This is a genomic window from Salinicoccus sp. ID82-1 (assembly GCF_021991715.1).
Lineage (GTDB): Bacteria > Bacillota > Bacilli > Staphylococcales > Salinicoccaceae > Salinicoccus > Salinicoccus cyprini.
Map to the genome: position 1 here is coordinate 247,970 of NZ_JAGFLY010000002.1, position 12,750 is coordinate 260,719.

At 46.4% G+C, this 12,750-nt stretch carries 11 protein-coding genes; 5 read left to right on the forward strand and 6 right to left on the reverse strand.

Annotated features, from left to right (window positions below; translation table 11 throughout):
- The first annotated feature begins 111 nt into the window (after positions 1 to 111).
- From J4760_RS06705 to J4760_RS06715, 3 genes are all read left to right on the forward strand, one after another.
- On the forward strand, positions 112 to 1,764 hold the full coding sequence (locus J4760_RS06705; RefSeq protein WP_237605196.1) for a DUF2075 domain-containing protein: 1,653 nt from the start codon (positions 112 to 114) through the stop codon (positions 1,762 to 1,764).
- Positions 1,757 to 2,053, forward strand: coding sequence for a MazG-like family protein (locus J4760_RS06710; RefSeq protein WP_237605197.1), 297 nt, complete (start codon positions 1,757 to 1,759; stop codon positions 2,051 to 2,053). The genes J4760_RS06705 and J4760_RS06710 overlap by 8 nt, the downstream gene beginning before the upstream one ends.
- A 97-nt stretch (positions 2,054 to 2,150) precedes the next feature.
- Positions 2,151 to 3,353: a PDDEXK-like family protein gene (locus J4760_RS06715; protein WP_237605198.1), complete on the forward strand. Its 1,203-nt coding sequence runs from the start codon at positions 2,151 to 2,153 to the stop codon at positions 3,351 to 3,353.
- A gap of 206 nt (positions 3,354 to 3,559) precedes the next feature.
- Here J4760_RS06715 and J4760_RS06720 read toward each other — a convergent pair whose 3' ends face one another.
- The 6 genes from J4760_RS06720 to J4760_RS06745 all read right to left on the reverse strand — a co-directional run bounded on the left by J4760_RS06720 (position 3,560) and on the right by J4760_RS06745 (position 10,934).
- Positions 3,560 to 4,438 carry an alpha/beta hydrolase gene (locus tag J4760_RS06720; protein WP_237605199.1) on the reverse strand — a complete coding sequence of 293 codons (879 nt, stop codon included), beginning with the start codon at positions 4,436 to 4,438 and terminating at the stop codon, positions 3,560 to 3,562.
- A 60-nt stretch (positions 4,439 to 4,498) separates the two neighbouring features.
- The gene (locus J4760_RS06725; protein WP_237605336.1) at positions 4,499 to 5,602 is read right to left on the reverse strand and encodes a glycosyltransferase family 2 protein; all 1,104 of its coding nucleotides are present in this window, start codon (positions 5,600 to 5,602) and stop codon (positions 4,499 to 4,501) included.
- Positions 5,603 to 5,678: 76 nt separating this feature from the next.
- Complete coding sequence (locus J4760_RS06730) at positions 5,679 to 7,181, reverse strand: phytoene desaturase family protein (RefSeq protein ID WP_237605200.1); 1,503 nt, start codon at positions 7,179 to 7,181, stop codon at positions 5,679 to 5,681.
- Between the two features lie 79 nt (positions 7,182 to 7,260).
- Entirely contained in the window at positions 7,261 to 7,734 is a 474-nt protein-coding gene (locus tag J4760_RS06735) for a glycosyl-4,4'-diaponeurosporenoate acyltransferase CrtO family protein (RefSeq protein ID WP_237605201.1), read from the reverse strand.
- Between the two features lie 88 nt (positions 7,735 to 7,822).
- The gene (locus tag J4760_RS06740; protein WP_237605202.1) at positions 7,823 to 9,313 is read right to left on the reverse strand and encodes a phytoene desaturase family protein; all 1,491 of its coding nucleotides are present in this window, start codon (positions 9,311 to 9,313) and stop codon (positions 7,823 to 7,825) included.
- Positions 9,314 to 9,752: 439 nt separating this feature from the next.
- A complete protein-coding gene (locus J4760_RS06745) occupies positions 9,753 to 10,934 on the reverse strand; it encodes an acyl-CoA dehydrogenase family protein (RefSeq protein ID WP_237605203.1) in 1,182 nt (393 codons plus the stop codon).
- A gap of 190 nt (positions 10,935 to 11,124) precedes the next feature.
- Here J4760_RS06745 and J4760_RS06750 point away from each other — a divergent pair, with 190 nt between their 5' ends.
- Positions 11,125 to 11,868, forward strand: a complete 744-nt coding sequence (locus tag J4760_RS06750; protein ID WP_237605204.1) for an amino acid ABC transporter ATP-binding protein — start codon at positions 11,125 to 11,127, stop codon at positions 11,866 to 11,868.
- Between the two features lie 27 nt (positions 11,869 to 11,895).
- Positions 11,896 to 12,732 (forward strand): transporter substrate-binding domain-containing protein, encoded by an 837-nt coding sequence (locus J4760_RS06755; protein ID WP_237605205.1) that lies wholly within the window; start codon positions 11,896 to 11,898, stop codon positions 12,730 to 12,732.
- Positions 12,733 to 12,750 lie beyond the last annotated feature (18 nt).

Consider the following 12,750-nt stretch of genomic DNA (forward strand, 5'->3'; position numbering starts at 1 on the left):
ATAATAAAAAATAGGAAGTATAAATATTAAAGTCTCGATTTTAACAATCGAGACTTTAATATTTATTATGTATGATAGAATATTCATAACATTTAAGTTTGAGGTGGAAATATGACCGACTTGCAACTGAAAGCTCTTGATTTTAATGAGATTGGTATTAGAACTTTAACTGGCATGAACTATAATAATTTCCCTATTGTCTACATACTGCATAATAATAAGAAGAAACAAAGTGCGTATATCGGTCAGACGGTTCAGATGAGAAATAGGATGAAAGCACACCTCAAAGATAAAAATAAGCAGGGGCTGGATAAGGTGCTGCTGGTTTCACATGAGATGTTCAATCAATCTGCTACATATAACATTGAAACAAACCTGATCAACTATTTCATAGCGGACAACAAGTATACTCTTAGAAACGTCAGCCAGACGACAAAGTCAATGACTCATAATTACTATGAAAAATACAAATACGATAACGAGATATTCAGTGAGCTTTGGGAGAAGCTGAGGGCAGATAAACTAGTAGACAATACTTTGGAATATCTCCAGAACAAGGATGTATTCAAGCTATCTCCTTATAAAGAACTATCGGAATCTCAAGTGGAATTGAAAGAAGAGATACTGGAGTTTTGTAAAACACATATACAAACAGGTGAACGTTCGATATTTCTAGTGAAAGGGGATGCGGGTACAGGGAAAAGTGTTGTTCTGAGTTCTACATTCAACGCGGTACAAGACTTGAGCAAGGATGAAGAGTCGGCATTGAAAGGAACCAATAATTATTTACTGGTCAACCATAATGAGATGATCAAGACTTATGAATCCATTTCCGAAAGTCTGCCGAATCTTAAGAAAAAGAACTTCATGAAACCGACATCCTTTATCAATCAAATGGATAAGACCCGAGAAATTGCTGATATCACTTTTGTGGATGAAGCGCATCTGCTTCTCTCCAGAAGTGACAAGTATAATAGCTATACAGGAGATAACCAGCTCAGAGATATCAGTCTGAGAAGCAAGGTGACCGTAGTCGTATTTGATGAAAAACAATTTCTCAAGCTAAAGAGTCACTGGTCCAGCGATCTTCTTGAAGGAATGACTAAGGGAGCCAAGGTGGAAAGGTTTGAACTTACGGATCAGTTCAGAATACAGGCTGACCAGGAAGTCGTCGACTGGATTGATTCTTTTGTAGATAAGAAGGTTAAAAGATTTCCAGAGAAGACCGGGGATTATGAGTTGAAGCTTTTCGACAGTGCTGCTGAAATGTTCAAGGCGATTGAAGATAAAGATAGAAAGCACCAATTGTCGCGAGTGGTCGCAACTTTCGATTATGAACATAAGAAGGATGGGGCAGAATACTACGTGCAAGAACCAGGTTTTAAAGGTATCTGGAACAGGACCGAATATAAGGAGACATGGGCAGAGCACCCTGAAACCATTAAGGAAGTCGGCTCAATATATACAATCCAAGGGTTTGACCTCAACTATGTCGGCGTCATTCTAGGTCCTTCCGTTTCATATGATGAAGAAAAGCAGGAGTTGAAACTTCTGCCGCAAAAGTATAAAGATAAAGAAGCTTTTAGAACTTCTTCCGAGGTACAAGTTGAATACAATGTGAAGGAAATGAAGGAGCAGATCATACTTAACTCAATTAATGTTCTGATGAAACGAGGCGTAAAAGGACTATACTTATATGCTAGTGATGACAAACTCAAAAAAGTTTTAGCAGAGAAGTACAAAGAGGGTGAACAAGATGGATGAATTGACTAAAGAGGTAAATAAATTCAGAGACGAAAGAAACTGGAGACAATATCATAACGCCAAAGACCTATCCTTATCCTTATCTTTGGAAGCATCTGAGCTTCTTGAAAACTTTCAATGGATCACTGCTGAAGAAGGCATCGAGAAAAATCGACAAAATATCGAAGAAGAGCTAGCTGATGTTTTTATATATGGATTAATGTTGGCGGATGATTTGAATATCGATATGAATGAAGCAATATTGAGGAAGTTAAAGAAGAATAGAGAGAAGTATCCGGTTGATTCTTAATTTAAACTGGAAAATATCAGGATTGTTTAATTTCTATTGTGAATAGTTAGGTTATAATAATAGAATTTGCACCGCAAGAAATATGGAGGGCAAAAGATTGGAAAGAGAACGAGTCAACGAAGATAAACAAGCACTTCAAGATTTCCTGATGGATATCAATGACCTCAATCGAATAGAGGAGAAGACTTCAAAGTTCAATGCTTTTGAAACGCTGGGCATCGTCAATACGGAAATCCGCCACAGCAATATACTGGGGTGGCTGATGTCTCCCAATGAGCAGCATGGGATAGGAGAGACTTTCATTTCAAAAATCATACAGGAAGTCACCCGCAATTATGATGTTGAGCTGAAAGGCCATGATCCTTTGAAGCTTTTGTTAAGGGACTATCATGATCTGGTCGTCAGGAGAGAGTGGCGCAATATAGATTTGCTCGCCATTTCTGAAACAAACAAGCTGATGCTTGTTATCGAGAACAAGGTTTGGAGCAAGGAATCCGCACACCAGTTGAAGAAGTATCAGGATATCGTAGAGAATGAGTATCCGGAATATCAGAAACTGTTCATCTATCTAACGCCTTTTGGGGATGATGCCAGCAATCCGGATGTGTGGATGAGCATGAACTACCGTCAGATTGTGGAAATGATAGAATCTGCTCTAATCCTGAAACAGAATATGATGGAAACAAGTGTAAAGCATTTTATTGAACAGTACATAGATACACTCAGGAGGTACGTTGTGGGAGATAACGAGATTGAAAAAATATGCCAGGAAATCTATTTCAAGCACAAGCGTGCTCTCGACTTGATATTCGAATACAAGCCGGATGTACAGTCTGATATAGCTGGCACTCTGCGAGAAATGATTGAAGCGGATGATGAACTGATATTGGACGACAGTAACAAAGGATTAATTCGTTTTACGACGAAAAGTTTAGATCAGAAGATTCCAAATGAAGGATCCGGTTGGACTTCGAGTGGAAGGATACTACTTTTCGAATTCCAGAATACAACAAAAGGGCTGAGAATCAAGCTGATTATCGGACCTGGAGACGAAAACGTAAGAAACAAGTTATATGAAGTTGTTTCATTTAACCCGGATTATTTCAGAGGAAGGAACAAGAAGCTGACTTCCGCCTATACGGCGATGTATTTGAAAAATATCCTTAATTACAATGACATTTATGAACTCGATCAGGAAAAACTGCATGAAGATATAAAAATTAAAGTGGATCAGTTCCTCAATAGTGATTTGAAGGAGCTGGAGTGGGTATTGCTGAATGAATACGGGGTTCGTGTGTGAGGTCTTTATCTAGTATTCTATAAAACAAATAAGTAATGATGAGCCCTAGATCAGATTTTCTCTCTGATCCAGGGCTTTTTTAACGTGGAGTATGTGTTTCGCAATAAGACAGTAGGTGTAATTGAACTCAAAATTGCAATGATATCCAATCACAAACAACAAGTATATTCCCTTTTTTAGGAGGGTCACCATTTATTATATTGATATCAACCCTCTGAAACTTCCTTGATCCTCCGTGCCAGCAGTGCCCAGGCTTCCTGGGCTTTTTCTTTTGGTCCAAGATGTGTAAAGGCATGCTTGCAGTCTGTGAAAATTTCATCTTGAACTTCTACGCCTGCTGCTTTTAGTTTCTTGGCATATTTTTCGGCTTCTGTTCTGAAGGCGTCATGCTCGGCAATGATGATGAGTGCAGGGGCGAGGGTGTCGGTTACGTCGGCATAGACTGGGGAGGCGAGGGGATTCCTCGCCATTTCTTCTTCGGGCACATAGCTCATATTCAAGAAGTTTGCGGCTTGTGGAAATTGTGAGCGGAATATGCCTGGCTCCGGCTTCTCTGCGTGCGGTGTGACGAAATCGAGCATCGGGCAGGATAGGTACTGGAGGAGTGGCTGTTTTTCCTGCTTGCTTGCGAGATGTAGGCACAGGGCGGCGGCAATGTTTCCGCCTGAGCTCTGGCCGCCCACCATTATTTTGTTGGAATCGATTTGAAGATTATCCGCTTCTTCCTTCAGCCATTGGAGCACTTCATAGCTTTGTTGAATGGCGCTTGGAAAAGGGTACTCGGGGGCTTTCACATATTCGATATTGAGGATGGCACATCCTGTCTCATTAGCCAGGTAGTTGCAGTAGGGGTCATCCATCTCCTTATCGTTCATTATGAAGGCACCCCCATGGATATTGATGTAGACGGGGTACTTTTCCTGTCTTGCTTCCAAAGGATAGTAGAGTGAAACCTGTGTCGGTTCAATGGATGTTTCAACCAGGAAATCTTTTCTGACTTTCAAAGGCGGCTGATCGACCGTCGGATTTTTTGCGGATTTATTCGGAAGGCTTCGCAGCAGTTTCGCAAACAGGACTTTGTACATGGACAGCTGACCTCGCTTTTTATCTAGTATTCATCAGGAAGGGAACGGATGACTGAAATCTTATTTGATATTTATTTTCCGTCCTCTCCAATTCACGGAACGCAGAACGTGTACCCGGAAGATGGAGTACGCAAATATGCCTGCAAAGAATGAGAACAGGATGGGATGGAAGAGGAAGATGATCGGCTTGAAATTACCGCATCTTCTGGCGAATACCATGGTCTGAAGGCCATAGAGCAGATACAGTATGCCAGTAAGCACGATGTCCACTGGATTCATCAGTATGAGCGATGAGATCAGTGCGCCGCCGGTTATGAAACTGCCGGCAATCCAGATGATGGTCAAGAGCATCACGGCCGGATGTGTGGACTGAGAACCGAGCGCAAAGCTTTTGCACCAGCCTTCCACCAGGCTTCTGAAGCCTTCCGGGTACATGCGGAAAGAGATGACGCCCTTGCCGCCCATGCAATGTACGGGCAGGTCTTTATCGAGATACGCCTGACCCAGTGCCAGGTCGTCCATGATGGCTGTCTGGATCTTCTTGTGTCCGCCGGTTGAAAAGTAGTCGTCCCTGTCGGATAAAATGCAGGGGCCGAAAGAGCCGGCGGGTTCAAACCGGTCTCCCCATACAGTGAATCTGTTCATTCCAGCAATCACGATGATGTTGAAGATGGCGGAAAGGTTTTCGTACAGATTTTCAATGTGATGGAAAGGCTGGAGGGACAGGATGCCCTTTGCGCCTTTTCGCTGATACAGTGCCAGCAGATGGCCAAGGCTGTCGGGGCTTGAGAACCGGGTATCGGCATCCAGGAACAGCAGCCACTGTCCTTTCGAATGCTGGACGCCATGCCAACAAGCTGCCGACTTTCCTGCGCCTTCTTCTGTGGATTCATTCGGCAGTACTGTTGCCCCATAGGCTTCTGCAACAGAGACGGTATCATCGGTGGAGTCATCGTCAATAACCAGCACTTCAAAGGACTTGTATTTCTGTTCCTGCAATGTTCTCAGCAGATGAGGAATCCGCTCCGCTTCGTTTCTTGCAGGAATGATGATGGACAGGGAAGGGTATTCGGTGTTTTCATCCCGGCTCCTTGGCAGGGGCAGCGACCAGAACATGAGTGCTCCGGCACCGATTGCCAGAAGCCCGAGCGATATATTGACCATCAAAAGTATCTTCCCCTTTCAATTCAATGATTGGATGTGTGACGTCTTTATTTTCGTAATTGGAATAGTACCACAATCAGCCCTTATCGTCCTCAATCAGTGCATCAGCAGCAATTCCGGCCGATAGTAGGACAATCGGGACACCTGCGCCCGGATGGGTGCTGCTGCCTGTGAAATACAGATTGGAACAGCTTGGTGATTTGCTTTGCGGACGCTTGTGGATGCTCTGGGACAAGGTGGGCTGCAGCCCGAAGGCAGAACCGTTGTATGCATTGAACCTGGACTCGAAATCCAGTGGTGTAAAGCATGTTTCCGTGACGATCTCCTGCTCGATATTTTCAAATCCCTGTATTTTCTTCAAGGTTTCGAGAATGTATGTACGGTAGTACTGCACCGTCTCGTCATTCCACTCATAGTCCGCCGTATCGAGATCGGATACGGGCATCAGGATATATAGTCCATCCTTTCCCTCGGGTGCAAGTGTTGGATCGAGTTTCGATGCCACATAGACATAGAAGGAGGCGTGCTCGAGTTTCTTCCCTTCAAAGATATCCTTCATGTTCTTCTCGAGTGATTCATTGAAAATGAAGTTATGGACACGCTCGACATCTTCATATTTCCGGTCCATCCCCAAATAGAGCAGGAAGCCGGAACAGGAGTATTTCATGCCATCAATCTTCTTGTCGGTGAATTTCCCTTTGGCCTCGGGCTGTTTCACCAGGGTTTTCATGGCATACGGGAAGTCCGCATTGCAGACGACATAGTCTGAATCGATTTTTCTATCATCGACGATGATTCCAGTGGCCTGCTGGTCATCGATGGCGATTTCCTGCACCGGGCTCCCGTAGAGGATCTCTCCGCCAAGCTCCTTGAAGAGCCGCTCCATGGCAGTCGCCATTGTATACATGCCACCTTTGATGAACCATATGCCGTAGAGGAACTGGATCATCGGAATCATCGAATAGAAAGAAGGACCGCTGAACGGAGAGACGCCTATGTATAATGTCTGGAAGCCGAGAATCTGCTTCAGGCGTTCGCTTTTTATATATCTGCCGATGAAACGATCGGCTGTCCCCACCAGTCTGACTTTCGGTGCTTTTCTGAACATCGGAAGATTATAGAAGTCACTTCTTTTGTGGAACGACCGCTTGAGGATACTGTCCATGGCAAATGTATAGCCTTTATAGATATCACTCATATAGTGCAGAAACCCCTCGACATCCGGCTTGTTGATGGATTCGATCGTTCTCGTCATTTCAGTCAGATCAGACGAGACGTCGATGGGTGTATCCGGTCTGTCGCTGAAGTACACCCTGTACATGGGGTCCAGCTTCTCCATCGGAATATAGTCATCCGGGTCACGCCCACAAAGCTCGAATATCTCCCGGTAGACTTCCGGCATCATGACGATGCTTGGCCCGAGATCGAACTGATAGCCATCCTGCTCGATACGGTTCATCTTTCCGCCCGGAGTATAGTCCTTTTCATGTATTTCCACCTGATAGCCGGCGTGCTGCAGTCTGATGGCACTTGCCAGTCCTGACACGCCTGCACCGATGACGATCACTTTCTTTGTCATGCCTATACCTCGTTCCCTGAATACATATTCGGTCGTGTCTGTTACTGTTCAATATTTTTTAAAAATGGAAGCTTTCTTGTCACGACAGCATTTTTTTGATGCGTCCGCGGTTGTACCGCTGGGTGATGATGAAGGGGAGATTGAAAACAACGGCATATACAATCATCAGCCATCCCACCATAGGGGGATTCCATAAAAAGAACAGTGGGGCGGGCAGTATTGAGAGCCAGTGGGTCAGCTCGGCCCGTTCCGTCTCCTCGGCGAATGTCTGCAGATCCTCCCTGCCGGTGCCATGCAGTGTTTTTTTCTGGTATCCGCTTCTGAACAGGGAGGCGCCGTCGATCAGTCTGCCTTTCCATGCCTTTACCCGAAACAGCCGGTCCCAAAGCGCCCCTGATTTTTCCCATGGATAGATGCGGGACCAGAACGCCTCATTCTGAAAAGTTGCGAGCGGGAGCCTCAGACAGAGGGCTGAAATGGCCAGATGGAAGAAGGCCCAGGCAGCTATGTCGATGACGATGGTCCAGAAAAGCGAAAATGAGAACACTTGCATGTATGCACCTCCTAAACACCTTCATTATTTACGGAAGTCTATTGCAGCACCAGTTTTAAAACAGACATCATTATTTTAAATGAGAGCATCAGCCCTCTTCAGCATCCCTTTCGGCGATCTTGTCGGATACATGTTGGCCGCTCAATGTGACCATCGGCATTCCGCCGCCGGGATTGACCGTACCGCCGACAAAGTAGAGATTGTCATAGTGTTCACTCTGTTTCGAGTGCTTGAATCCTTTATTTTTCTTGCGATCGGATAAGGTGCCATAGATTGCGCCACGGTCGGAGCTGTATACCCGCTCGATGTCCTCCGGCGTCCAGACATCTTTCGTGACAATGTTTTCGCGCAGATCCGTTAGACCCATGCGTTCAAGCTTGTCGAGTGTCTGTTCGGCAAAGCGCTCATAGTCCTCGGATGTAAAAGGCTCATCCTGGATATACGGGATGTGGGGGAGTACTTTCAGGTTCTCATGTCCCGGCGGTGCCTGGTCCGGGTCTGTCTTGTTGACATTGACCAGATAGATGACGGGGTCATCCGGCAGCTCATGGCGATGGAATATGCGATGCATCTGCCGCTTCATATCCTCCGCGAAAAAGAAATTGTGGTGGCCAAGCTGAGGATAGCTTTTCTTTACGCCCAGATGCATGACAAGACCGGAACTCGCAGGCTCGAATTTCTTTCTCAGCTTGCGGGTGAAGTCTTTATTTTCCCCGATCAGCTTTTCGTAGGTCGGTAGGACCTCCATATTGGAAACGTAGTAGTCCGCATTCAATTCCGTACCATCACTGAGGACAGCACCGGTGATTCTGCCCTGCGTGTTACGCAATTCGGTAATATGCTTGCCGGTATGGAGCGTCACACCGATCTCCTCGGCAAGCTGTACCAGACCTTTGGCCAGATTGCCCATTCCGCCCGGTACATACCACGCGCCCTGGTCATGCTGCATATAGATCATCATATTCAGTACTGCAGGTGCATCGTAGGGAGAGGAACCGACATATTTGACGAAGTAGGACAGCATATCCTTCAGCTGCGTGTTGCTGATGCGCTTGTCGATCGCCTGATGCACCGTTGAAAATAGATCAAAGCCCTTCAATGCGCTGAACAGGCTCTGATATTTCATGATATCCCTCGCCTCATCGACACCTTTGAAGTAGCTGTTCTCGGTCGTATCATAGAGCTTCTTGGAGTAGACGAGCAGATTCTTATATTCCTTGATGTCCTTATCAGACAGTGACGCATTCTTCTCCTGCATGTCATTGATATCTTCATACAGGTCGATCACATTGCCGTCAGGAAAGAAAGAACGCCATTGATGATCCAGTCTGATTGTTGGCACATAGTCCGCCATCCTTTTTCCACTTCCAGTAAAGAGCTTTTCAAACACTTTCGGCATGGTCAGAATCGAAGGACCGAGATCAAAGCCGAAACCATCCTGCTCCAGACGGTTCACCTTTCCTCCCAGGTGATCATTCTTCTCATATAATGATACATCATATCCCTTCTGGGTCAGGGAAATGGCCGCGGATAGACCTCCGAGTCCTCCGCCGATGATCAGTACGCTTTTTTGTGGCATTCGAGACATCTCCTCATAGTAGAAAATAGTTGGTGCGTGTTGTGTATGGATTTATTAATACATATATCTATTTGTCCGGCTCATGCATCGTCTGGTCAAACTTTATGGTTTATACCCCTTCTTCGATGCTTTCATATTCAAACGGTCACATATTCGACGACCTGGCCACTCTGCTGTAAAGGACAGATGTGTCTTCAGGTATAACTCTACCGCATTCATTTTAAATTGAACAGGATGAAGGGTCTTTCTACCCACCTATTGCAGTTCGGCTTACCACGGATGATTATGGTCATCGTCCATCAAGGTATCGTCATCATGTTAAATTTTCAGCTCAATATGTATCTGACCGTAAAAACAAACCCTTGAATCTGGATTTCATTTCCAGGTTCAAGGGCCACATAGTTTCAATATGAACACTTTGGTGTATTCCTTTTTGAGGCTATATCTCCTGCTTCTCCTTCTTCGCACTTTCCACTCTGCCGATTGAACTTTTTGCGAGGCCGATGATGACCATGTCGTCCATCGGTGGGTTGTGGAGGCCGGCACGGACGTTTCTGTAGTACCGCTGCATTTCGTTGTCTGCAGACAGGCTCTTTGCGCCGACGACGCGCATGGCGAGGTCGACGGCTTCGACTGCCTTGTTGACGATGGATGTTTTGACGGCCCCGAGTTCGCTGCCCATCCTGCTTCTTTCTTCTTCATTACTTTCATCCCACTGTCTGGCGACGGAATAGAGGAAGTACTCTGATTCCATCAGCAGCATCTCGATACGTCCAAGCTTCTCCTGGACGTTCGGCAGCTCTGATATGGTGCCTTTGATGCTGTTGGGGGAGTAGGTGGTTGCGAATTCCAAAGCTGAATCCTGTGCAGCACGTGCGATGCCGAGGTAGCATGCCGGGATGTGGAGCAGCCATCCTGCGGGTGCTTTTCTGCCTGGTGTCCTGAAGGAGACGAGGTCTTCTTCCTGGACTCTGACATCTTTCATGATGAAGTCATGGCTGCCGCTTGCGCGCATGGCGACGGAGTTCCATGTCTCATCGACCTGGACGCCTTTGAGTGCGGTATCGACGACGAAGTTCCCGACTTCGTCACTGCCTTCGATGGACGCACTGACGACGGCATATTTCAATATCGGTGACAGTGTGGCGAATGTCTTCCTGCCGTTCAACACCCACTCATCGCCATCTCTTCTAGCGGTGGTTTCGGGTCTGCCGCCTCTTGTCGGACTGCCTGTGGCGGGTTCTGTCGCAAGATTGTTGATGAGGGCACCATTTTCGATTACATCAGCCACAACTTTTTTATACTTCCCTTCCTTCCAGGCTTTCTTCTCTCCAATATCCATGATGATGCCCATATGCCATCCGATGGATAGGGCGGTAGCCCCATCATATTTCGCGATGATCTCCTGATGCTTCATCAGTTCATGCAGTGAGATGCCGCCTCCGCCGTATTCTGCCGGCACGGATAGCTGCGGGTAGCCGATCCTCTTCAGTGCTTCGAAGTTTTCGAAAGGAAAAGTGATATTCTCATCATGTTCCTGTGAAGTCTCCTGGAATTGTTTGGCTGTTTCTTCTATCAGTTGGAAGCGTTCGTTCATTTCAAGATCCTGTAATGTATCCAAAGTGATGCTCCTCTCTAAACCATATCTGTAGCGTAAGAATTATTTCATTATTCCATCAAACCCATCGTTTTTCAATAGAAAAGCGTAATATTATACTTTAAATTCATATTTGACAAGTAGGAAATAAAAGCTATAATGGAGCATATCATTTTTTATTATTCTGAATATACAGTGAAAGTGGGTGTGCAAAATGCTGAATATAGAGCATCTGGATCTGTCATTTGGCGACAGCAAAGTACTCGATGACATAAACCTGGAAGTCAAAAAGGGTGAAGTGGTCACATTCATTGGACCGAGTGGTACAGGAAAGACCAGTCTGCTTCGGTGCATCAATCTGCTGGAGAAGCCCGAGAGCGGCCGTATCACGCTGGGTGGCGATACATATGATTATGGTTCAATCACCAAAAAGGAGACGCTCGCCCTCAGGCGGAAGACGGCGATGGTGTTCCAGCAGTACAATCTTTTCAAGAACAAGACGGTTCTCGAGAATGTCATGGATGCCCAGATTGTAGTTCAGAAGAAATCGAAGGCGACGGCGCGGGATAAGAGCATGGCTGAGCTCGATCGGGTGGGCCTCGAAGCGAAGGCGGATGCCTATCCCCACCAGCTCTCCGGCGGTCAGCAGCAACGCGTGAGCATTGCCCGGGCGCTGGCTGTGGAACCGGAAGTGATCCTGTTCGATGAACCGACTTCGGCACTGGATCCTGAACTGGTCGGTGAAGTGCTGAAGACGATCGGTGAAGTTGCGGGTTCCGGAATGACGATCATCCTCGTGACCCATGAAATGTCGTTCGCCGAAGATATATCCGACCGGGTGATTTTCATGGATGCGGGCAAGGTGGCAGAAGAAGGGCCGCCGGAACAGATATTCAGGCATTCGAATCATGCGCGGACCCAGCAGTTCCTGCGCAAGTTCTATACGGCAAGTCATTAATTCAATTATATAGGAGGTAAACATACAATGAGAAAATTACTATTACTGACGTCTTTCATGGCATTACTATTGGTGTTGGCAGGATGCGGCGGAGAAGAGAGTGCAGCAAGTTCAGAAGAGGGCGAAGCGGTCAAGACGGTGGAAGTTGCTGTGTCTTCATCTTCCCGTCCATTAAGCTATGTTGGTGACGATGGAGAACTGACAGGCTATGAGGTCGAACTGCTAAGGGCCGTTGATGAAAAGCTGGAAGACTACGAATTCAATATCGAAGGTGCCAGTGACAGTGCAGGTGAAATCGGACTCGATACCGGGCAGTACGATCTGCTTGCCCAGGGTCTGATCCTTTCCGATGAAAGGAAAGAAAGTTACCTGATCCCCGACGAGAGCAACGGACCAAGCCTGATGAAAATTTTCGCCACAGGTGACCAGGCGGGTGAAATCGAGAGTCTTGACGACCTCGCAGGCAAGAAGGTCGTCCCGGTGACACCGACGGGCGGTGTCTACAATCTGCTGAATGCTTATAACGAAGAGCACCCGGATAATCAGATTGAATTCGATACTTCAGACGGCGGCATTCCCACTTCAGACCGTCTGCAGGAAGTGAACGACGGTGTGTATGATGCGTTCGTTAATCCATCGAACTTGGGCCAGCAGGAGATCATTGAAGAAGCGGGGCTCGATATCCACGTGACAGAGCCGGTCGAAATCAATCCCACCTATTTCCTGATCCATGATTCAGAAGAGAATGTCGCGCTCCGTGATAAGGTCAGCGAGGCATTGGCAGAATTGAAAGAAGAAGGTGTCGTCTCAGAGCTGTCGAATGAATTCTACGGGGAAGACATCCTTCAGTACGAAGCGGAGTAGAGGTAATGAGTGAAGAGG